General features: G+C 67.5%; 22 protein-coding genes. 13 read left to right on the top strand and 9 right to left on the bottom strand.

Features of this window, described 5'->3' with window-relative positions:
* The first annotated feature begins 16 nt into the window (after nucleotides 1-16).
* From lgt to pgeF, 3 genes are read left to right on the top strand one after another with little or no spacing between them, the layout of a single operon-like run.
* Entirely contained in the window at nucleotides 17-898 is an 882-nt protein-coding gene (gene lgt, locus FHD67_RS09990; RefSeq protein ID WP_139598607.1) for a prolipoprotein diacylglyceryl transferase, read from the top strand.
* A complete protein-coding gene (locus FHD67_RS09985) occupies nucleotides 895-1953 on the top strand; it encodes a class I SAM-dependent methyltransferase (protein ID WP_045999161.1) in 1059 nt (352 codons plus the stop codon). The genes lgt and FHD67_RS09985 overlap by 4 nt, the downstream gene beginning before the upstream one ends.
* Nucleotides 1937-2692 carry a peptidoglycan editing factor PgeF gene (gene pgeF, locus FHD67_RS09980; protein WP_139598606.1) on the top strand — a complete coding sequence of 252 codons (756 nt, stop codon included), beginning with the start codon at nucleotides 1937-1939 and terminating at the stop codon, nucleotides 2690-2692. Before FHD67_RS09985 ends, pgeF begins: the two co-directional genes overlap by 17 nt.
* Here pgeF and FHD67_RS09975 read toward each other — a convergent pair.
* Together FHD67_RS09975 and FHD67_RS09970 are read right to left on the bottom strand one after the other, a co-directional pair.
* Nucleotides 2689-3714 (bottom strand): hypothetical protein, encoded by a 1026-nt coding sequence (locus tag FHD67_RS09975; protein ID WP_139598605.1) that lies wholly within the window; start codon nucleotides 3712-3714, stop codon nucleotides 2689-2691. The two genes, pgeF and FHD67_RS09975, sit on opposite strands and share 4 nt — an antisense overlap.
* Before the next feature lie 3 nt (nucleotides 3715-3717).
* Nucleotides 3718-4218: an Lrp/AsnC family transcriptional regulator gene (locus tag FHD67_RS09970; protein WP_045999164.1), complete on the bottom strand. Its 501-nt coding sequence runs from the start codon at nucleotides 4216-4218 to the stop codon at nucleotides 3718-3720.
* Between the two features lie 156 nt (nucleotides 4219-4374).
* On the opposite strand from FHD67_RS09970, the gene trxB reads away from it, so the two are divergent.
* Complete coding sequence (gene trxB, locus FHD67_RS09965) at nucleotides 4375-5358, top strand: thioredoxin-disulfide reductase (protein WP_084693651.1); 984 nt, start codon at nucleotides 4375-4377, stop codon at nucleotides 5356-5358.
* 4 nt (nucleotides 5359-5362) lie between these two features.
* Here trxB and FHD67_RS09960 read toward each other — a convergent pair whose 3' ends face one another.
* Nucleotides 5363-5905, bottom strand: a complete 543-nt coding sequence (locus tag FHD67_RS09960) for a hypothetical protein (protein WP_139598604.1) — start codon at nucleotides 5903-5905, stop codon at nucleotides 5363-5365.
* Between the two features lie 191 nt (nucleotides 5906-6096).
* Here FHD67_RS09960 and FHD67_RS09955 point away from each other — a divergent pair, with 191 nt between their 5' ends.
* The 3 genes from FHD67_RS09955 to FHD67_RS09945 all read left to right on the top strand — a co-directional run bounded on the left by FHD67_RS09955 (nucleotide 6097) and on the right by FHD67_RS09945 (nucleotide 10141).
* Nucleotides 6097-7806 carry a bifunctional sulfate adenylyltransferase/adenylylsulfate kinase gene (locus FHD67_RS09955; protein ID WP_045999166.1) on the top strand — a complete coding sequence of 570 codons (1710 nt, stop codon included), beginning with the start codon at nucleotides 6097-6099 and terminating at the stop codon, nucleotides 7804-7806.
* Nucleotides 7807-7916: 110 nt separating this feature from the next.
* Entirely contained in the window at nucleotides 7917-9344 is a 1428-nt protein-coding gene (locus FHD67_RS09950; protein WP_139598603.1) for an MFS transporter, read from the top strand.
* On the top strand, nucleotides 9341-10141 hold the full coding sequence (locus FHD67_RS09945; protein WP_139598602.1) for a TolB family protein: 801 nt from the start codon (nucleotides 9341-9343) through the stop codon (nucleotides 10139-10141). Before FHD67_RS09950 ends, FHD67_RS09945 begins: the two co-directional genes overlap by 4 nt.
* Here the strand turns inward: FHD67_RS09945 and FHD67_RS09940 are convergent.
* The 3 genes from FHD67_RS09940 to FHD67_RS09930 all read right to left on the bottom strand — a co-directional run bounded on the left by FHD67_RS09940 (nucleotide 10138) and on the right by FHD67_RS09930 (nucleotide 11325).
* Nucleotides 10138-10365: a DUF1150 family protein gene (locus tag FHD67_RS09940; protein WP_139598601.1), complete on the bottom strand. Its 228-nt coding sequence runs from the start codon at nucleotides 10363-10365 to the stop codon at nucleotides 10138-10140. The genes FHD67_RS09945 and FHD67_RS09940 overlap by 4 nt on opposite strands.
* On the bottom strand, nucleotides 10358-10786 hold the full coding sequence (locus tag FHD67_RS09935; protein WP_045983045.1) for an Hsp20 family protein: 429 nt from the start codon (nucleotides 10784-10786) through the stop codon (nucleotides 10358-10360). Before FHD67_RS09935 ends, FHD67_RS09940 begins: the two co-directional genes overlap by 8 nt.
* A 107-nt stretch (nucleotides 10787-10893) precedes the next feature.
* Nucleotides 10894-11325: a hypothetical protein gene (locus tag FHD67_RS09930; RefSeq protein ID WP_045999170.1), complete on the bottom strand. Its 432-nt coding sequence runs from the start codon at nucleotides 11323-11325 to the stop codon at nucleotides 10894-10896.
* Nucleotides 11326-11447: 122 nt separating this feature from the next.
* Here FHD67_RS09930 and FHD67_RS09925 point away from each other — a divergent pair, with 122 nt between their 5' ends.
* The 4 genes from FHD67_RS09925 to FHD67_RS09910 are packed head-to-tail and all read left to right on the top strand — an operon-like array spanning nucleotide 11448 to nucleotide 13667.
* Nucleotides 11448-11663: a YdcH family protein gene (locus FHD67_RS09925; RefSeq protein ID WP_045983047.1), complete on the top strand. Its 216-nt coding sequence runs from the start codon at nucleotides 11448-11450 to the stop codon at nucleotides 11661-11663.
* A 60-nt stretch (nucleotides 11664-11723) separates the two neighbouring features.
* The gene (purE, locus tag FHD67_RS09920; protein ID WP_045983048.1) at nucleotides 11724-12209 is read left to right on the top strand and encodes a 5-(carboxyamino)imidazole ribonucleotide mutase; all 486 of its coding nucleotides are present in this window, start codon (nucleotides 11724-11726) and stop codon (nucleotides 12207-12209) included.
* Nucleotides 12202-13236, top strand: a complete 1035-nt coding sequence (locus FHD67_RS09915; RefSeq protein ID WP_139598600.1) for a 5-(carboxyamino)imidazole ribonucleotide synthase — start codon at nucleotides 12202-12204, stop codon at nucleotides 13234-13236. The genes purE and FHD67_RS09915 overlap by 8 nt, the downstream gene beginning before the upstream one ends.
* Complete coding sequence (locus FHD67_RS09910; RefSeq protein ID WP_139598599.1) at nucleotides 13233-13667, top strand: NUDIX domain-containing protein; 435 nt, start codon at nucleotides 13233-13235, stop codon at nucleotides 13665-13667. The genes FHD67_RS09915 and FHD67_RS09910 overlap by 4 nt, the downstream gene beginning before the upstream one ends.
* Nucleotides 13668-13724: 57 nt before the next feature.
* On the opposite strand, the gene purF is transcribed toward FHD67_RS09910, so the two are convergent.
* From purF to radA, 3 genes are all read right to left on the bottom strand, one after another.
* Complete coding sequence (gene purF / locus FHD67_RS09905; protein WP_045980781.1) at nucleotides 13725-15215, bottom strand: amidophosphoribosyltransferase; 1491 nt, start codon at nucleotides 15213-15215, stop codon at nucleotides 13725-13727.
* Between the two features lie 130 nt (nucleotides 15216-15345).
* Entirely contained in the window at nucleotides 15346-15939 is a 594-nt protein-coding gene (locus FHD67_RS09900; protein WP_045980780.1) for a CvpA family protein, read from the bottom strand.
* 42 nt (nucleotides 15940-15981) lie between these two features.
* Nucleotides 15982-17346, bottom strand: a complete 1365-nt coding sequence (radA, locus tag FHD67_RS09895) for a DNA repair protein RadA (RefSeq protein WP_045999173.1) — start codon at nucleotides 17344-17346, stop codon at nucleotides 15982-15984.
* A gap of 135 nt (nucleotides 17347-17481) precedes the next feature.
* Here radA and FHD67_RS09890 point away from each other — a divergent pair, with 135 nt between their 5' ends.
* Nucleotides 17482-18777 (top strand): lipoprotein-releasing ABC transporter permease subunit, encoded by a 1296-nt coding sequence (locus FHD67_RS09890; RefSeq protein ID WP_246071277.1) that lies wholly within the window; start codon nucleotides 17482-17484, stop codon nucleotides 18775-18777.
* Nucleotides 18770-19435, top strand: a complete 666-nt coding sequence (locus FHD67_RS09885) for an ABC transporter ATP-binding protein (RefSeq protein ID WP_139598598.1) — start codon at nucleotides 18770-18772, stop codon at nucleotides 19433-19435. The genes FHD67_RS09890 and FHD67_RS09885 overlap by 8 nt, the downstream gene beginning before the upstream one ends.
* Nucleotides 19436-19479 lie beyond the last annotated feature (44 nt).

Genomic DNA, 19479 nt, shown 5'->3' with positions numbered 1-19479 from the left:
GCAGACCCGAGGCCTCATGATCCCGTTTCCCGACATCGCCCCCGAAATCTTCACGATCACCCTGGGCGGGTTCTCGTTCTCGCTGCGCTGGTATGCGCTGGCCTATCTGGCCGGCCTGATCCTGGGCTGGCGGCTGATCGTCGCGATGATGCGGCGTCCCGCGCTGTGGGGCGGCACGCCGCCCACAGCGCCCGACCGGGTCGACGACTTGCTGACCTGGGTCATCCTGGGGGTGATCCTGGGCGGGCGTCTGGGGTTCGTGCTGTTCTACGAGCCCGCCTATTATCTGTCGAACCCCGGGCAGATCCTGCAGGTCTGGCAGGGCGGGATGAGCTTTCACGGCGGCTTTGCCGGCGTGATCGTGGCGACCTGGGCCTGGTCGCGCAGCCAGGGCGTGCCCGTCCTGCGGCTGGCCGACGCGATGGCCGTCGTGGCGCCGATCGGCATCTTCTTCGGGCGCATCGCCAACTTCATCAACGCCGAACTGTGGGGCCGCCCCACCGACCTGCCGTGGGGCGTGGTCTTTCCCGGCGAGGCGGCGCAGACCTGTCCCGGCATCGTCGGACCCTGCGCCCGCCACCCCAGCCAGTTGTACGAGGCGGGACTTGAGGGCCTGCTGCTGGGCCTGATCCTGCTGGTCCTGGTCCGCGCCGGGGGGCTGCGCCGTCCGGGCCTTGCGTTCGGGGTTTTCCTTGCCGGCTATGGGCTTGCGCGCATGTTCGTCGAACTGTTCCGCGTCGCCGATGCCCAGTTCATCACGCCGGACAACCCGCTTGGCCACGTCCTGGGCGGCCCTGTAATCGGCCTGACGATGGGGCAGACGCTGTCGCTGCCGATGGTCCTGATCGGGCTGGCGCTAATGGCTTATGCGCGGCGCCGCCCGCCTGTCGCCGCATGACGCCGCTGGCCGCGATCATCGCGGCGCGCATCCGCGCGACGGGGCCGATCAGCCTGGCCGAGTACATGCAGGTCTGCCTGATGGACAGTCGTCACGGCTATTATGCGACGCGCGATCCCTTCGGCATCGCGGGTGATTTCACGACCGCCCCGGAGATCCACCAGATGTTCGGCGAACTGTGCGGCCTTGCGCTGGCGCAGGCTTGGCTGGACCAGGGTGCCCCGGCCCCGTTCGCCTTGGTCGAGCCGGGACCGGGCCGCGGGACGCTGATGGCCGACATGCTGCGCGCGATGCGGCAGGTGCCAGGCCTGCACCAGGCCGCCGACGTTGCCCTGATCGAGGCCTCGCCGCATCTGCGCGGCGTTCAGCGCGATCGCCTTGGTCCCCTCACGCATCTCGACCGGATCGAGGATATAGGTTCCAAACCTTTGTTTATGATCGGAAACGAGTTCATCGACGCCCTCCCGATCCGTCAGTACCAGCGGACCGACGATGGCTGGAGAGAGCGTCTGGTCGGGCTGTCGGATGATGGTCTGCGCATGGGACTTGGCCCCGTCGTGTCGCTGGCCCGGACGGGGTCCGTGGGCGACATCGTCGAGGAATGTCCCGAAGGCGCGGCCTTTGTCGAGGCCGCTGCCCGCCACATCGCGACCCATGGCGGCTGCGCGATCCTGATCGATTATGGCGGGTGGAACGGCTTCGGCGACACGTTTCAGGCTCTGCGCAACCATGCCCCCGAAGATCCGCTGGCGCATCCGGGGCAGGCCGACCTGACGGCGCATGTTGACTTCGCGCTTTTGGCAGCTGCGGCCATCCGGGGCGGGGCGGTGGCGTCGCGTCCGGTGCGGCAGGGCGATTGGCTGCGCGCCCTGGGGGCCGAGGCACGGGCCGCCCGGCTTGCTGCTGCGGGCGACGGGGGCGCGATGGCCGCGCTTCGGCGCTTGACCCACCCCGACGAAATGGGTCACTTGTTCAAGGTAATCGCGATCTGGCCCAAGGGCGCGCCGCCCGTGCCCGGATTTGTCGCGCTGGAGGCCCATGCAGACCACGCTTGAGATCCTGACCCACCCGTTGCTTTACGACGTTAGGCACGGATTTTTCACGCGAAAGGGTGGGGCATCCTCCGGGTTGTTCGCAGGTCTGAACTGTGGGCGCCGCTCTTCGGACCAAAGCGAGATGGTGCTGGTTAACCGGGCCCGCGTTGCGGGCGCGATGGGCCTGCCGCTGGCGACCGTCAAGCAGATCCATTCGGCGGACGTGGTCACCTTAATGGACGATCACGATGTCGATGTGGTCAAGGACATCAAGGCCGACGGGCTGGTCACCGCCCGGCGCGACGTGGCCCTGGCTGTGCTGACCGCCGATTGCCAGCCCGTGCTGCTGGCCGATGCCGCGGCCGGCGTCGTCGGCGCCTGTCACGCCGGTTGGCGCGGCGCCATCGCTGGCGTGATCGAGGCGACGGTGGCTGCCATGCGCGATCTGGGCGCGACCGACATCCGCGCGGTGATCGGTCCCACGATCAGCCAGCGCGCCTATGAGGTCAGTCCCGAATTAATGGATGAGTTTCTGGCTGACGATACGGCCAATGACCGGTTCTTTTCCGGCGGTCCGAATGGTCGGCCGATGTTCGACCTTCCCGCGTTCGGGCTGTCACGCCTGCGCGCAGCTGGCGTGCAGGCGGAATGGTCGCGGCACTGCACCTATTCGGACCCCGACCGCTTCTTCAGCTATCGCCGGTCCACGCATGAGGGCCAGGCCGATTACGGTCGGCTGATCAGCGCCATCTCGCTCTAGCCCCCGAACGCAACTGAACGCAACGGAGGCGGCATCCGCCGCGCAGGGTTCGGGCGCAGGCCGCGGCGCAGGGCCATCTGAATCCCGGCGCCCAGCAACGCCGCCATCTGTCCCAGGACCAGCGCGATCAGGGCTGCTGCGGCCATGGCGGCATCGGCCAAGCGCCGCATCAGGCGCAGGCTGTCGGATTTGCCCAGCACTGTCAGGACGCGGGTGGTGTCCGGCCCCGCGGCTTCTGACAGACGCGCAAGGCGGCGCAGGTCGTCCGGATCATCGGCCAGCCGAAGGATCGGCAGCAGTTCGGGAACCGAGGCCTGTCGCCCGATCGTCCGCAGATCACCGGCGATGCCGGACAGGGCCTGTGCCGGGGCCGGGCTGCGCGCCGCGGCGGACAGGGCCCGCGTCATGCCGGGTGACAACGCATCGGCGCGACGCGCGACGCGCAGCGTGGTGGCCGCGCCCTTGATCGACAGACTGCTGCCCGCCGTGATCAACGTACTGGCGGTCGCGGCAAGGCCCAGGGTCGCCAGCGCAGCCTCGATGCCGTCGGGGTCGCCTCCGGTAGCCCAGGTGCCGCCCTGCCGGATCAGCGCGGCGGCATCGCCTGCGGGAGACAGCTCGAACGGCAGCGTGCAGGCGGCGACCAGGGACAGGCTGGGACAGGCGGTCACGTCGCGCATGCACGTGCCGCAATCGGACAGCGTGTCCAGCATGCCGACCGCCAGCGCGGCGTCGGCGCGTGCGCGCAGGTCCGGTGGCAGCGGCGTGCCCTGATCGCGGGCCAGATCCATCAGCATCTGCACCTGCTGGCGGTCGCCTGCATCCAGCGCGGCGGTCAGGCGGGTGATCAGCCAGTCCGGGGTCGCGCGGTCGGCCACGGCGCGCATCAGGGCCGCACGGGCCTGATCTAGGCCGCGATCGACCAGCGGAGCGGCAAAGGGGTTCTGCGACAGCACCCAACCCGTCACCGCGACCGTCGCCAGCGACCAGATCAGCAGCGTCAGGCGGGCCAGCCTGCGCAAGGATCAGCCTGCTTCGCGGACGCGTTCCTCGACGATCTCGAAGGGGACGGCGGGTTCGTCCTTGGCGCCCCGGATCACCAGCGACGTCTTGACCGATGCCACGTTCGGCGCGGCGGTCAGGCTGTTGGTCAGGAAGCGCTGGAAGGTCGACAGGTCCGGAGAGATGCATTTCAGGATGAAATCGATCTCTCCGTTCAGCATGTGGCATTCGCGGACCAGCGGCCATTCCTGAACCAATGCCTCGAAGGCCGACAGGTCGCGTTCGGATTGTGACGCAAGGCGCACCATGGCAAACACCTGCACCTCGAACCCCAGTTCGCGGGCGTCGATGTCGGCATGGTATCCGCGGATATAGCCCAGTTCCTCCAGCGTGCGGACGCGGCGCAGGCAGGGCGGCGCCGAGATGCCCACCCGGCGGGCCAGTTCGACATTGGTCATGCGCCCGTCGGCCTGAAGTTCGGCCAGGATCTTGCGGTCGATGTCGTCCAGTTTGGCGCCGGCCATGGTTGTCTTTCTTCTGTCAGGTCTTGGCGTTGCCGGAAACTACAATGCCGCCCCGTCCGGCGCAACAATCTTATCGACGTCGGTCCGTGGCGGGGATGCGTTGCAGTCCGGCGCATGAGGGACTACCTCATGCACAAACCGCGAAAGGGGCGCAAGATGACCGAACGCAGCCATGTGAAACTTTTGATCGTGGGATCGGGCCCGGCGGGATACACCGCCGCCGTCTACGCCTCCCGCGCCATGCTGGAGCCGATGCTAATCCAGGGGATGCAGCCCGGCGGGCAGCTGACCATCACCACCGAAGTGGAGAACTGGCCCGGCGACACCGAGATCCAGGGCCCCGACCTGATGGTCAAGATGGAGACCCACGCTCGTGCGATGGGTGCCGAGATCGTGACCGATCTTGTGACCGCGCTGGACCTGCAGAAGCGTCCTTTCACGGCGACCTGCGACAGCGGTCGGGTGGTCACCGCAGACGCGGTGATCCTGGCCACGGGGGCGCAGGCGCGCTGGCTGGGCCTTCCGTCCGAGGAAAAGTTCAAGGGTTTCGGCGTCAGTGCCTGTGCCACCTGTGACGGGTTCTTCTATCGCAATCGCGAGGTCGTGGTGATCGGCGGCGGGAACACCGCGGTCGAGGAGGCGCTGTTTCTGACCAAGTTCGCCAGCAAGGTGACGCTGGTGCACCGCCGCGACAGCCTGCGGGCCGAAAAGATCCTGCAGAACCGCCTGTTCGCCCATCCCAAGGTCGAGGTGATCTGGAACAGCGAACTGGCTGAGGTCACCGGGACCGAAACCCCGGTCGGCGTCAGCGGCGCCACGCTGCGCAACCTTGTTGACGGAACGACGCAGACGATCAAGGCTGACGGCGTGTTCGTGGCGATCGGCCATGCACCGGCCAGCGAACTGGTCAAGGATCAGCTAGAGCTGCACAACGGCGGTTACGTCAAGGTCGAGGCAGGCAGCACGCGTACCTCGATTCCGGGCGTGTTCGCGGCGGGCGACCTGACCGATCACATCTATCGTCAGGCTGTGACAAGCGCGGGCATGGGATGCATGGCCGCGCTGGATGCCGCGCATTTCCTCGAGGCTCAGGGCGAGGTCGAGCTGGAGCCTGAGCAGCGGGTCGCCGTCATCTACTGACGGCTCACCCGCGCTCGCGCGAGCGTTCGCGGGCCGGCAGCTCGCCCGCGTGATCCAAGGCACCCGACGGTGCGGCGTCACGCTGTGTCTCTGCCAGGCCGGCCTTGCCGGGATCGGCATCGGGGTCGTTCGGGTGCAGCGGTCCACCGGTCTCCATCATCGCGTTGGTGGCGTCGTCCTTCAGTGCGGCAGCTTTCTGGGCTAGATCCTTCTGGCTGGGATCGGCATCGCCTTCGCGCCGTTCGCGTTCGGCCGTCGCCCGGTCCAGAGCGGCGGTCAGGAACTCGGCCTTGCTGCGCGTGCCCGCGTTGCCGGCCGCAGGATTTGTGCCCTTGGGCCCGGCCTTTCCGCGCGCCTCGCGCCCTTGGCGGGCCGCAATGTCGCGCGCGCGGTTTCGACGGACGCGCAGCAGCCCCACCAGATCGGACAATTCCTTGTCGGACAAACGGCCCAAGGCAGGTTGTCGGGTCTGGTTCGCCAGCTCCAGTTCATCCTGGGACAAGGCGCGCTGCTCTTCCTGGCTTGCGGTGGTCTGGTCGGTCATCATGCGCTCCTGTCGTTGCGGTTCGCGGACCCAACGTGACGCGTATGGTCAGGTTCCCCGCGGCACGCCCGAAGCGAAAAGCGTTTTCCCAGACTTGAATATCGCTTTCATGGGGGCTATGCGTCGCCTCGAGTCGCGCGATCCCCGCAGGGTCGCGTGTTGATCCGTTTCTGCGCAACCCACGAGTCGTGACCATGACCCTGCCCAAGCATGCCCCCATTCCCGAACTCTATGTCTCCGAGGCGTCGGCCGCCGCGCTCAAGGACGATGCCGGGCGGATGCCCAGCTGGGACCTGACGCCGCGCCAGATCTGCGATCTGGAGCTGCTGATGAACGGCGGCTTCAACCCGCTGAAGGGCTTTCTGACCCAAGCCGACTATGACGGCGTCGTCAGCGACATGCGCCTGACGTCGGGCGCGCTGTGGCCGATGCCCATCACGCTGGACGTCTCCGAAAAGTTCGCCGAAGGGCTGGAGCCGGGCACCGACATCGCCCTGCGCGACCAGGAGGGCGTGATCCTGGCGATCATGTCGCTGACCGACAAATGGGTTCCCAACAAGGCGCTGGAGGCCGAGAAGGTGTTCGGCGCCGACGACCTGGCGCATCCGGCGGTGAACTATCTGCACAACGTCGCGGGCCCGGTCTATCTGGGCGGCCCGGTCAAGGGTCTGCAGGCGCCGACGCATTACGATTTCCGCGCCCGCCGCAACACGCCCAACGAACTGCGCACCATGTTCAAGAAGCTGGGCTGGAGCCGCGTCGTCGCGTTCCAGACCCGCAACCCGCTGCACCGTGCGCACCAGGAGCTGACCTTCCGTGCCGCCCGCGAGGCTCAGGCGAACCTGCTGATCCATCCGGTCGTCGGCATGACCAAGCCGGGCGATGTCGACCACTTCACCCGCGTCCGCTGCTACGAGGCGGTGCTGGACAAGTATCCGGCGGCCACCACCAACCTGTCGCTGCTGAACCTGGCGATGCGCATGGCCGGCCCGCGCGAGGCGGTATGGCACGGCCTGATCCGGGCCAACCACGGCGTGACCCACTTCATCGTCGGCCGCGACCATGCCGGACCCGGCAAGAACAGCCAGGGCCAGGACTTCTATGGCCCCTATGACGCGCAGGAGCTGTTCAAGGCCCACCAGTCGGAAATCGGCGTCGAGATGGTCGACTTCAAGCACATGGTCTATGTGCAGGAAAAAGCGCAGTATTTCCCCGCGAACGAGATCCCCGAGGGCAGCACCGTCCTGGACATCAGCGGCACCGAACTGCGCCGGCGCCTGCGCGAAGGGCTGGACATCCCGGAATGGTTCAGCTTCCCCGAGGTCGTGCAGCAGCTGCGCCGCACTTCGCCCCCGCGCGCCAACCAGGGCTTCACCGTGTTCTTCACCGGCCTGTCGGGGTCGGGCAAGTCGACGGTTGCCAACGCGCTGATGGTCAAGCTGATGGAGATGGGCGGTCGTCCCGTGTCGCTGCTGGACGGTGACGTGGTCCGCAAGCACCTGTCGTCCGAGCTGGGGTTCAGCAAGGAGCATCGCGACATCAACATCAAGCGCATCGGCTATGTCGCGTCCGAGATCACCAAGAACGGCGGCATCGCGATCTGCGCGCCGATCGCGCCCTATACCGCGACCCGCCGCGCCGTGCGCGAGATGGTCGAGGCCGGCGGCGCCTTCGTCGAGGTCCATGTCGCCACGCCCCTGGAGGAATGCGAACGCCGCGACCGCAAGGGCCTCTACAAGCTGGCGCGGGAAGGCAAGATCAAGGAGTTCACCGGAATTTCCGATCCCTATGAAGAACCGGCCAACCCCGAACTGCGCGTCGACACGACCGACATCGACGTGGACAGCGCCGCCCATCAGGTGCTGCTTAAGCTGGAGAGCATGGGCCTGATCGGCCTGTCCTGATCCCTGCCGCAGTGATACGAACGGCCCCGGTGCGACACCGGGGCCGTTTGGCGTCCGGAACCTTGCGCGCCTGCGGATGGTTCCGCGCTGACCGTCAACGGAGTTGCCCGATGCCCCATCCCGCCAGCCCGCCCAAGGGCGTCAACCCCTGGGCAGCAACCGTGCTGTTGCTGATGGGCAATTTCATGAACCTGATCGATGTCAGCATCGTCAACGTGGCGTTGCCCTCGATCCGCACCGATCTTGGCGCCAGCGAGACGCAGATCGAATGGATCTCGGCGGCCTATGTGCTGGCCTTTGCGGTGGGCCTGCTGCCCTGCGGGCGCTTCGGGGACAAGCTGGGACGCAAGCGGCTGTTCCTGTCGGGCGTGGGGCTGTTCACGCTGGCATCCGTCCTGTGCGGGCTGGCGCCCGACATCAACGTCCTGATCGGCGCGCGTGCGCTGCAGGGCATCGGCGGGGCGATGATGGTGCCGCAGGTCATGGCGATCATGCACGTGATCTTTCCCCCCGAACAGAAGGCCAAGGCATTCGCGCTGGCGGGCGTGGTCATCAGCCTGGGCGCGGTCACGGGGCCGCTGCTGGGCGGCGTGCTGATCAGCGGGAACTTCTACGGCCTTGAATGGCGGCCCATCTTCCTGGTCAACCTGCCTGTGGGGCTGCTGGTCGTATTGGCGGGGTTCTGGCTGATCCCGCGGCTGGAATCGTCGCGCGACATGGCGATCGACTGGTGGGGCGTGGGCCTGTTCGGTCTGGCCATCACGCTGGTCGTCCTGCCAATGATAGAGGGACCGCTGCTGGGCTGGCCGTGGTGGACGCTGGTCACCCTGGTCGCGGCAATCCCCGTCGGGGCGCTGTTCCTGCGGCGCCAGCACGCGCTGGAGGCAGAGGGCCGGGAACAGCTGCTGCCGATGGTGTTGCTGCGGGATCGGGGCTTTCTGTCCGGGGTGGCGGTGGTGATGCTGCATTTCTCGGCCATTCCGGGAATGTTTCTGGTCCTGGCCATCTATTTCCAGACCGGCTTTGGCCTGACGCCGCTGGAATCGGGCATCGCCACGGCGCCGTTCCCATTGGGCATCATGCTGGGCAGCTATGTCACGGGGCGGTTCGGGACGCGGGCGCTGGTGGGGCGGGTCGCCCTGGGCGCGGCGGTGATGCTGGCCGGGATGATCTGGTTGCGCCACGCAGCAGGCCACCCGCCTGCCGATCTTGGCCCCGGTACGCTGGCCGGGCCTTTGGCGATGAACGGCTTGGGAATGGGTCTGGCGATCTCTCCGTTGTTCCAACTGGTGCTGCGCGACGTCCCGGGGCGCATTGCGGGGGCAGCGACGGGCGGCATGCAGGCGTTTCAACAGATCGGCGCGGCCATCGGCATTGCCATCGTCAGCAGCCTGTTCTTTGTCCGCCTGCGCGTTGATCAGGACCATGCCGCGGCCATCGGCCACGCGCTGTCCTATCAGATCAGCGTCTTTGCGGCGATCCTGACGGTGCTGGCGCTGCGCCAATGGCGCGGTGACCGCCGGGCGGTGACGCCATGAGCTGGCGGTCGTCCCTGGAGGTCTGGGATGTCGCCACCGGGCAGTCCCGCGTGATCCTGCGCACCCCGATGCTGATCGAGGCGCCGAACTGGCACCCTGACGGCTGGTTTCTTGTGAACGGAGAGGGCCGCCTGTGGCGCGCCGATGCCGACGGCCTGCGGCTGCTGCAGATCGGCTGCGCCGAACGGTGCAACAACGACCACGGCTTTCTGCCCGACGGGCGAGTGATCTTTTCCGCACATGACGGGACCGGGGCCGGGATGCATGTCTGGGACGGCGCGACAACCCAACCGGTGGGCACGCAGCGCCCAAGCTGGTGGCACGGCGCGCACGGCGACCGGCTGGTCTATGCCTGCGCGCGGGGCGACCGCGTGGTGCGCATCGCCACCTGCGCCATGGATGGCAGCGGCGAACGGGTGCTGACCCCGGACGTCGCCCATCATGACGGTCCCGATTTCAGTGCGTGTGGCACCTGGATCTGGTTCAACAGCGACGCGACCGGTCATGCGCAGATCTGGAAGATGCGCGTCGATGGATTGGACGCCGCGCCGGTCTTTCGCGACGACGCGGTAAACTGGTTCCCGCATCCGTCGCCCTGCGGGCGCCATGTCATCTATCTGGCCTATGCGCCAGGGACGCTGGAACATCCGCGCGACCGGGACGTGTCCCTGTGGATCATGGCGCCGGACGGGACGGGACGGCGCAAGCTATGCGACCTGTTCGGTGGGCAGGGCACGCTGAACGTGCCCTGCTGGTCGCCCGATGGGCGAGCTTTCGCGTTTATGCGCTATGCCTAATGGACGCTGACGGGGCGCAACTCGTTCTCGCGCGCCAGGGTGAAGGCCAGAGCGCGGTCCTGGACCAGGGCCAGCCGTTCACCATCGGTGTCGTGGACGGCGTACAGGGTCTGAACGCCGGGCAGTTGGTCTTGGACGTCGCGGGGCAGGGTCGCAGCGGCGACCTGCCGGATGTAGACGGTCTGGGAGGACGTACCGCCTCCGAAATCGAATTTGCTATCCATGATGATCCCCTTGCTTGCGGCTGATCGGAATGGTCTTGACGACCTGCTGCGGGTTCACCCGGCGCAGGTCGATGTGCAGAAGCCCGTTTTCCATCGCGGCGGACGTTACCTCGACCCCGTCGGCCAGCACGAAGCTGCGCTGAAAGGCGCGGGCGGCGATGCCGCGATGCAGATAGACGCGGGCGTCGTCCGGTTCGGGTTGCCGACCGCGGATCACCAGCTGGCGGTCCTCGGTCGTGATGGCCAGGTCGTCCTCGGCAAAGCCGGCGACGGCCAGGGTGATGCGGAAAGCATCGGGCGGCAGGTGTTCGATGTTATAGGGCGGATAGCCCTCGGCCCCCTTGGAGGCCCGTTCCACCAGGCGTTCAAGCTGGTCGAACCCCAGCAGATAGGGATGTGCCCCTAAGGAAATCTTCGTCATCTCAGCCCTTTGCGTTGCAGCGACTGCAGGTCCGGGGTCCCGTTGCGGCGGCCTCCGTCCTGCGCAAGATATGGAAAGGACGGCATCGTTTTGCAAGATCCGCGCTGTCAGGGCCGAAGGTCGCAGGCCTCCATCGCCTGTCCGATCGCGCGCCGAGACCCCTCCAACGGCAGGCTGAGCGTCACCGGCCCGGCCAGCAGGGTGACCTGCCGCCCCCCGGTCAGCGCCGACAACAGCTGCGATCCGGGATCGGCGGCGATCGAATGGACGCCGTTTGTCATGTCGGACGGCACGGCGATCCGCTGTCCGTCGACCAGGACGACGATCGGATCATCGGTCTGTCCCATCCCGTCGATCACCAGCCGTCCCTCATCACCGGGCCGGCAGACATAGCTGAGCCTGCGTCCCTCATAGGCGATCTCGGCGGCGTGGCCGGGCCCGTCGGGCAGGCGCCCCGTGTTCCAGGTGACATTGCCATCAGCCTGGCCCGCGGCGGGGCCGGCGATCATCAGCGCAAGGATGGTGGCAAGCCGCGACATGGCAACCCTCCGGGACACGCCCTCACGATGGCGTGAGCCGTGTGGTTTGTCCATGCCAGCTTAACAGATGCCGCGCGACGCGCTATAAGTCGGAACCACGGCATTTCCCAAGAGCCCGCCCGATGAACATGCAGCATTCGATGAACCACGACGAGATCAGCCGCGCCCGTCTTGCGGCCCTGCGCTGCGAGCATCGCGACCTGGACGAGGCCATCGCCGCCCTTCAGGGCCAGCTGACCGCCTCCGTCGCCCTGCAGCGGCTGAAGAAGCAGAAACTGTCGCTGAAGGATCGCATCGCCCGGCTGGAGGATGAGCTGACCCCCGACATCATCGCCTGATTGCGACCCGCGCGGACCCGCGCTAGGACAGGCACGCGGCGCACAATACGGGGACGACAGATGACCGAAGCGGTGGGAATCATCATGGGCAGCCAGTCCGACTGGCCGACCATGCGCGAGGCGGCACAGATCCTGGACGAACTGGGCGTGCCCTATCACACTCGCATCGTCAGTGCGCACCGGACCCCGGATCGGCTGTGGGACTATGGCAAGTCGGCGGTCGGGCGTGGTCTGCGCGTGATCATTGCGGGGGCAGGGGGCGCGGCCCATCTGCCCGGCATGATGGCGTCCAAGACCCGCGTCCCGGTGATCGGGGTGCCGATCCAGACCAAGGCGCTGTCCGGCGTCGATTCGCTGTATTCGATCGTGCAGATGCCCAAGGGCTATCCGGTCGCGACGATGGCGATCGGGGCGGCGGGTGCCGCCAATGCGGGGCTGATGGCCGCGGGCATCCTGGCGCTGAACGACCCGGCGCTGGCGCAGCGGCTGGACGACTGGCGCATGGCGCTGTCGGCCTCGATCCCAGAGGAGCCCGCCGATGACTGAGGTCCGTACCATCGGGATCCTGGGCGGCGGCCAGCTGGGCCGGATGCTGTCGGCGGCCGCAAGCCGCCTTGGTCTGCGCTGTCACATCTTCGAACCGGGCGCCGCCCCTGCGGGTGACGTCGCCTGGCGCGTGACGACCGCCCCCTATGAGGACGAGGCGGCACTGCGGGCCTTCGCCCACAGCGTCGACGTCATCACCTATGAATTCGAGAATGTGCCGACCAGCGCACTGGATCTGCTGGAAAGCCTGCGCCCCATCCGCCCGGGGCGGCGGGCGCTGGCCGTGTCGCAGGACCGGTTGACCGAAAAGACCTTCCTGACCGACATCGGCCTGACCGTCGCGCCGTTTGCCGACGTGCCGGATCAGGGCGCGCTGGACGACGCCATCGCGCTGATCGGTCGCCCGTCGATCCTCAAGACCCGCCGCATGGGCTATGACGGCAAGGGGCAGGTGCGCATCGGAGAGGGTCCGGCCGACTGGACCGGCGCACCGTCCGTCCTGGAGGGGTTCGTCGACTTCACTGCCGAGATCAGCGTGATCATCGCACGCGGCACCGATGGCCAGGTGGCGGCTTTCGATCCGGGCCTGAACGTCCATGAGGGCGGCATCCTGCGCACCACCACGGTGCCCTGCGGGCTGCCCGGGCGGGCGACCACCGACGCGGTGCTGATCGCCGCGCGCATCGCCAACGCGCTGGATTATGTCGGCGTGCTGGGGGTCGAGCTGTTCGTGACCCCGGAGGGACTGATCGTGAACGAGATCGCGCCCCGCGTGCACAATTCCGGCCACTGGACGCAGGCCGGTTGCGCGGTCGATCAGTTCGAACAGCATATCCGCGCCGTGGCAGGACTGCCCCTGGGCGACGGCAAGCGTCATGTGGACGTGGTGATGGAGAACCTGATCGGCGACGACATGGACCGTGTGCCCGCGCTGCTGGCACAGCCGCGGACGCAGGTTCACCTCTATGGCAAGGGGCAGGCGCGGCCGGGCCGCAAGATGGGCCATGTGAACCGGATCGCCGGATGATCCGACTGGCGGTGCGCGCGGCGATCCTGCATCGCGATCGCGTGCTGGTGGTGAATGCCTATCCGGGGCAGCAGTCCGACCTGTGGTGCCTGCCGGGCGGCGGGGTCGACCCGCACGCCTCGCTGCCCGACAATCTGGCGCGCGAGGTTTTGGAGGAGACGGGCCTGAGCATCGCCGTCGGTGATCCCTTCCTGGTGAACGAATTCCACGACCCCTCCCGGCGGTTTCACCAGGTCGAGGTGCATTTCCGCGCCACGCTGACAGGGCCCGACGTGTTGACACTGACCGATCCCGAAGGCGTCGTGAACCGTGCGCGATGGGTCACCCATGCCGGACTGACCACGCTTAGGCACAAGCCCGATATGCTGGGGGATGCGATCTGGGGAGATGGCACGGCGCGATACGACCCGCTGGAGCGGATCGTCGGCTGATGCGGAACCACGGCGGGGGGTCCGGGGGGCTGGCCCCCCGGCCGTCGCGGGACGCACCTACTCGGCGGCTTGCTTGACCGCGGTCTCGGATCCGACTTTCATGCGGAAGCCGCGCTCCAGTTGATCGAAGGGCGCCACCGGATAGTCACCTGAAAAACACGCGTCGCAATAGCGCGGCGCCTGTGGGTCGCGGCCCGCAGCCTCGCCCGCCGCGCGGTACAGCCCGTCCAGCGACACGAAGGACAGGCTGTCTACGCCGATCCATTCGCGCATCTGTTCCGGCGACATGTTCGCCGCCAGCAGCTTGTCGCGGTCGGGCGTGTCCACGCCATAAAAGCACGGCCAGGCCGTCGGGGGTGACGCGATCCGGAAATGCACCTCGGCCGCGCCTGCATCGAGGATCATGTCCTTGATCTTGCGGCTGGTGGTGCCGCGGACCACGCTGTCGTCGACCAGCACGACCCGCTTGCCGCGGATCAGTGCCCGGTTCACGTTCAGCTTCAACCGGACGCCCATATTGCGGATCTGGTCGGTGGGCTCGATGAAGGTGCGGCCCATGTACTGGTTGCGGATGATCCCCATGCCATAGGGAATGCCCGATTCCTGCGCAAAGCCGATCGCCGCGGGCGTGCCGCTGTCGGGGACCGGGCAGACCAGATCAGCCTCGACCGGTGCCTCGCGGGCCAGTTCCACGCCGATCTGGCGGCGGGTCTCATAGACGGACCGCCCGCCGATGATCGAATCGGGGCGCGAGAAATACACGTGTTCAAAGATGCAGAACCGCCCGGTCGACGGACCGAAGGGTCGCGACGATTCGATCTGGCCCTTGGAGATGACGACCATCTCTCCGGGCTCGATCTCGCGCAGGAATTCGGCGCCGATGATGTCCAGCGCGCAGGTCTCTGAGGCCAGGACGTACCCGTCCTCGCCCACGCGGCCCAGCACCAGCGGACGCACGCCCAAGGCGTCGCGGACGCCGATCAGCTTGGTGCGGGTCATGGCGATGACGCTGAACGCGCCCTCGACCCGGCGCAGTGCGTCCTTCATCCGCTCGGGGATGTTGCGCTGGATCGACCGGGCCATCAGGTGGATGATGCATTCGCTGTCCGACGACGACTGGAAGATCGAGCCGCGCTCGATCAGTTCGCGGCGCAGGGCGGCGGCATTGGTGATGTTGCCGTTATGCGCGATCGCGCAGCCGCCCATGTGGAACTCGCCGAAGAACGGCTGCACGTCGCGGATCGCGGTGTTGGCCTTGGTCCCGGCGGTGGAATAGCGGACATGGCCGATGGCCAGCTGTCCCGGCAGCGTCGCCATCAGGTCGGGCTTCGTGAAATTGTCACGGACATAGCCGAACCGGTGGGCGCTGTTGAAGCCGAAGTCGGGATGATGGGCGACGATGCCGCCCGCTTCCTGTCCGCGATGCTGCAGCGCGTGCAGCCCCAGGGCCACGAAGTTCGAGGCATCGACCACGCCGATCGCGCCAAAGATGCCGCACTCCTCGTGCAGACGGTCCGAATCGAACGGATGGGCCAGGAAAGGTTGCATCGCGCGGGCCTCGATCTGTGGGGGCTGATGTCGTCGTGCTGTCGGGGGACATGTAGTGCCGACGGCCGACAAAGTCACGCCCCCGCGGTTCCGCAGGGGCGCTTTTTCGTCATCTGCCTGTCATGGCGGATCAGTTCGCAGCGGGCGCTTCGGTCGTGACGGGGGTGCCGGTGGCGGTGCAGCCCATGACCATCTGTTCATAGCGGGTCACGATCCAGCCCGGCGCGTCGGCGGGGATCTGGTCGTCCATCTGGCCGCGCATGCGTTCAAAGACCTGGGCAGACCGCGAATTCTCGACCATCGGGACGTCCTGCGTGGTCATCACGCGGTCATAGACGATGAAGGCGATCGCGACCAGCAGGATGCCGCGCGCCACGCCGAACAAGAAGCCCATCCCCTGGTCCACGCCACCCAGGGCCGAGCGTTGCACGACCGAGGAGAACAGCGGCGTGATGATCGAGAAGATCACCAGCGCCAGCGCGAAGACGACGGCAAAGCCCGCGATCGTCGCAAGCTCGCAGCTGTCGCCCATGAAGCGGTCCAGCACCGGCAGCTGCGCCACCATCGGCCGCACCGTCGGCGCGAACAGGAAGGCCAGTACGGCCGCCCCGATCCAGCCCAGGATCGCCAGCGATTCGCGCACGAAACCGCGCGACCACGCCAGGATGGCCGACAGGATGATGACAGCCGCCACCACCGCATCAATGATCGTAAATCCGTCCATAAAACCGCCCCTTGCGCCGGTTGTCGTTCAGTATCAGGCGGTTCAGCCGGCGCCGAAGACCTCGCCCACAAATGCGGTCAGATCGGTGATGCGCCGAAGGGCCATCCCCGACTGGCCCTCGACCTTGGAGGCGTCGGGCAGGATAGCCTGTGAAAAACCAAGTTTCTGCGCCTCTTTCAACCTGTTTTCGGTCTGCGACACGGGGCGCAGCGCCCCCGACAGGCTGATCTCGCCGAAAAGCACGGCCTCCGGAGGCAGGGCGTTATCCTCTCGCGCCGACAGAAGCGCGCCGGCGATGGCCAGGTCTGCCGCGGGTTCCGCGACCTTCATGCCGCCCGCGACGTTCAGGAACACGTCCAACCCCGCGAAGGGTATCCCGCAGCGTGCCTCAAGGACCGCCAGGATCGTGCTGACGCGGCCGCTGTCCAGGCCCACGACGGTGCGCCGGGGGCTGGCAAGCGTCGATGGCGCCACCAGCGCCTGAACCTCTGTCAGGACCGGGCGGGTGCCTTCGATGCCCGCAAAGACCGCGCTGCCGGCAATGGGCTGGCCGCGTTCCGACAGGAACAGCGCAGACGGGTTCGTGACCTCGGCCAGGCCGCTGCCGGTCATCTCGAACACGCCGATCTCTCCGGACGGGCCAAAGCGGTTCTTGACGCTGCGCAGGATGCGGAACTGGTGGCCGCGTTCGCCTTCGAAATACAGGACGCAATCGACCATGTGCTCGACCACGCGGGGGCCCGCGATCTGGCCGTCCTTGGTGACATGCCCCACCAGGATCACCGCGACACCGCGGCTTTTGGCGAATGTCACAAGCTCGTGGGCGGCGGCGCGGACCTGTGCCACGCTGCCCGGTGCGGCCTCGACGGTGTCGGACCACAGGGTCTGGATCGAATCGATCACCGCCACGTCGGGGCGTTCGGCGTCCAGCGTGGTCAGGATGTTCCTAAGGTTCGTCTCGGCCCCCAGGCGCATCGGTGCCTCGGCCAGCCCAAGGCGCACGGCGCGCATCCGCACCTGTGCGCTGGCCTCCTCGCCCGAGAAATAGATCGCTTGATAGTTCGCACGCGAAAACGCGGCGGCCGCCTGCAGCAGGATCGTCGACTTACCGATGCCCGGATCGCCGCCGACCAGCAGTGCCGAGCCGGGAACCAGGCCGCCGCCCAGCACGCGGTCCAGCTCGTCGATGCCCGACAGGAAGCGGGGCGGGGGCGGTTCGCTGGTCGAAAGGCCCGACAGGGGTACGGCCCGACCCTTTGCCGCGCCCAGTCCCCGGCCGGGGCCCTGGGACAGGGGTGCTTCCTCGATGATGGTGTTCCAGGCGCCACAGGCGTCGCAGCGCCCGGCCCATTTCTTGTGGGCGGCGCCGCAGGCGGTGCAGGTGAAGGCTGTTGTCGCTTTTGCCATGCCCCTCATGTCGCACCGGGGCGCGGGCGTCGCAAGGTGGGTATTAGCACGAATGCAAGGCATTCACGCCTTTGTCGGGTTGAATTTCGGGGTCGGCGGGGGCAGGGTCCGGGCGGAAATTCAGGGGCTTGGACCATGGCGATAGGCTTTTCGCGTTTCGAATTCATGATCGCCTGGCGGTACCTGCGGGCGCGGCGCGCCGAGGGCGGCGTCAGCGTCATGACCTGGATCAGCCTGATCGGCATCGCCCTGGGCGTCATGGCGCTGATCGCCACGCTGGCCGTCCGCGCGGGCTTCCGGGCCGAGTTCGTGGACACGATTTTAGGCGCGAATGCGCACACGACCGTCTACATGGCGCCGCAAACCATCACCAACGAGTTCACCGACGACGTCTATGTCGTGCCTGGACGGATCACCGACTATGAGGCCATAGCCGCGCGGCTGGCCGAGGTTCCGGGCGTCACCCGCACCGCGGCGATCATCAAGGGCCAGGTCATGGCCAGCGCCAATGACTCCTCCAACGTGGCCGAGGTCTTCGGCGTCACGCGGGCCGACCTGGAGGCGATGCCCCGGATCGTCGACCCCGCCACGTCCGAGGGTGACCTTGCGCAGTTCGACCAAGGCATCGCCATCGGGTCGGGCATCGCGCGCGAACTGGGCGTGGGGGTGGGCGACCGCATCCGCCTGATCGCGCCGGAGGGCGCGCGCACCGCCATGGGCACGACCCCGCGGGTGAACGCCTACGAGGTGACCTATATCTTCAGCGCCGGGCGCTATGACATCGACCGCACGCGGGTCTACATGCCCCTTGCCGAGGCGCAGTCCTATTTCAACCGCGAGGGTGTCGCGGACGAGATCGAGGTCTTCGTCGACGACCCCGAACGCGTGGACGACTGGACGCTGCCCCTGATGCGCGCCGCCGGAGAGGGCGCGCAGACCTGGTCCTGGCGCGACAGTTCCGGGTCGTTCCTGTCCGCGCTGGACATGGAGGACGACGTGATGTTCGTGATCCTGTCGGTGCTGGTCCTGATCGCGTCGATGAACATCACCTCCGGGTTGATCATGCTGGTCAAGAACAAGGGCCGCGACATCGGCATCCTGCGCACGATGGGCCTGACCGAAGGGTCGATCCTGCGGGTCTTCTTCCTGTGCGGTGCCTTTACCGGGATCATCGGCACGATCGCGGGGGTGATCCTGGGCGTGGCGCTGGCGCTGAACGTCGACAACATCATGGCGGCCCTGAACGCGCTGACCGGGGGTGGCGCATGGCAGCCCGAGGTGCGCGGCATTTATCGTCTGCCCGCCGACCTGCGGGCTTGGGACATCTTCCGCGCGGTGGCGCTGTCGCTGACGCTGTCCTTTGTCGTGACGATCTTTCCCGCGCGCCGCGCCGCGCGCATGAACCCGGTGGAGGCCCTGCGCTATGAATGACGTGTTGCGGCTGGAGGGCGTGGGCAAGACCTATGCCAAGGACGGTCCCGCACCGGTGACGGTGCTGGACGGGCTGGACCTGACCGTCGCGCGCGGAGAGGTCGTGGCGCTGGTCGCGCCGTCGGGGGCGGGGAAATCGACGTTGCTGCATATCGCGGGACTGTTGGACATACCCGATGCGGGCCGCGTCTGGCTGGCCGGGCGCGACATGACCGGCCTGCCGGACCGCGCGCGGACCGAGGCGCGGCGGCAGGAGCTGGGCTTCGTCTATCAGTTCCACCACCTGCTGCCCGAATTCAGCGCGGCCGAGAACATCGTCCTGCCGCAGCTGGCCAATGGCACAGCCCCCCGCGACGCGCAGGCCCGGGCCGCCGACCTGCTGAACCGCGTAGGCCTGGCGCATCGCGCGGATCACCGCCCCGCGCAGATGTCGGGCGGAGAGCAACAGCGCGTGGCCTTTTGCCGGGCGCTGGCGAACCAGCCCGCGCTGCTGCTGGCGGATGAGCCCACGGGCAACCTGGACCCCGAGACGTCGGACAGGGTCTTTGACGTGCTGATGGGTCTGGTGCGCGATACCGGCCTTTCGGCGCTGATCGCCACGCACAACCATGCCCTGGCCGCACGGATGGACCGTGTGGTGCGCCTGACCGCCGCCTGATCGTTGCACCGCCCCGCGCGCGGGTGCATGCTGGACAAAACGAC

This window comes from Paracoccus haeundaensis (assembly GCF_006239215.1).
Classification (GTDB): Bacteria; Pseudomonadota; Alphaproteobacteria; order Rhodobacterales; family Rhodobacteraceae; genus Paracoccus; species Paracoccus marcusii.
Note: the sequence above shows the minus strand (reverse complement) of the source record. Positions and strands in the feature narration are given on the sequence as shown.

What these genes read in the sequence shown, in the direction of transcription:
- lgt (WP_139598607.1), top strand. Translation starts at nt 17, where the DNA reads ATGATCCCGTTTCCCGACATCGCCCCCGAAATCTTCACGATCACCCTG.
- FHD67_RS09985 (WP_045999161.1), top strand. Translation starts at nt 895, where the DNA reads ATGACGCCGCTGGCCGCGATCATCGCGGCGCGCATCCGCGCGACGGGG.
- pgeF (WP_139598606.1), top strand. Translation starts at nt 1,937, where the DNA reads ATGCAGACCACGCTTGAGATCCTGACCCACCCGTTGCTTTACGACGTT.
- FHD67_RS09970 (WP_045999164.1), bottom strand. Translation starts at nt 4,218, where the DNA reads ATGGCCGGCGCCAAACTGGACGACATCGACCGCAAGATCCTGGCCGAA.
- trxB (WP_084693651.1), top strand. Translation starts at nt 4,375, where the DNA reads ATGACCGAACGCAGCCATGTGAAACTTTTGATCGTGGGATCGGGCCCG.
- FHD67_RS09960 (WP_139598604.1), bottom strand. Translation starts at nt 5,905, where the DNA reads ATGATGACCGACCAGACCACCGCAAGCCAGGAAGAGCAGCGCGCCTTG.
- FHD67_RS09955 (WP_045999166.1), top strand. Translation starts at nt 6,097, where the DNA reads ATGACCCTGCCCAAGCATGCCCCCATTCCCGAACTCTATGTCTCCGAG.
- FHD67_RS09950 (WP_139598603.1), top strand. Translation starts at nt 7,917, where the DNA reads ATGCCCCATCCCGCCAGCCCGCCCAAGGGCGTCAACCCCTGGGCAGCA.
- FHD67_RS09945 (WP_139598602.1), top strand. Translation starts at nt 9,341, where the DNA reads ATGAGCTGGCGGTCGTCCCTGGAGGTCTGGGATGTCGCCACCGGGCAG.
- FHD67_RS09940 (WP_139598601.1), bottom strand. Translation starts at nt 10,365, where the DNA reads ATGGATAGCAAATTCGATTTCGGAGGCGGTACGTCCTCCCAGACCGTC.
- FHD67_RS09935 (WP_045983045.1), bottom strand. Translation starts at nt 10,786, where the DNA reads ATGACGAAGATTTCCTTAGGGGCACATCCCTATCTGCTGGGGTTCGAC.
- FHD67_RS09930 (WP_045999170.1), bottom strand. Translation starts at nt 11,325, where the DNA reads ATGTCGCGGCTTGCCACCATCCTTGCGCTGATGATCGCCGGCCCCGCC.
- FHD67_RS09925 (WP_045983047.1), top strand. Translation starts at nt 11,448, where the DNA reads ATGAACATGCAGCATTCGATGAACCACGACGAGATCAGCCGCGCCCGT.
- purE (WP_045983048.1), top strand. Translation starts at nt 11,724, where the DNA reads ATGACCGAAGCGGTGGGAATCATCATGGGCAGCCAGTCCGACTGGCCG.
- FHD67_RS09915 (WP_139598600.1), top strand. Translation starts at nt 12,202, where the DNA reads ATGACTGAGGTCCGTACCATCGGGATCCTGGGCGGCGGCCAGCTGGGC.
- FHD67_RS09910 (WP_139598599.1), top strand. Translation starts at nt 13,233, where the DNA reads ATGATCCGACTGGCGGTGCGCGCGGCGATCCTGCATCGCGATCGCGTG.
- purF (WP_045980781.1), bottom strand. Translation starts at nt 15,215, where the DNA reads ATGCAACCTTTCCTGGCCCATCCGTTCGATTCGGACCGTCTGCACGAG.
- FHD67_RS09900 (WP_045980780.1), bottom strand. Translation starts at nt 15,939, where the DNA reads ATGGACGGATTTACGATCATTGATGCGGTGGTGGCGGCTGTCATCATC.
- radA (WP_045999173.1), bottom strand. Translation starts at nt 17,346, where the DNA reads ATGGCAAAAGCGACAACAGCCTTCACCTGCACCGCCTGCGGCGCCGCC.
- FHD67_RS09890 (WP_246071277.1), top strand. Translation starts at nt 17,482, where the DNA reads ATGGCGATAGGCTTTTCGCGTTTCGAATTCATGATCGCCTGGCGGTAC.
- FHD67_RS09885 (WP_139598598.1), top strand. Translation starts at nt 18,770, where the DNA reads ATGAATGACGTGTTGCGGCTGGAGGGCGTGGGCAAGACCTATGCCAAG.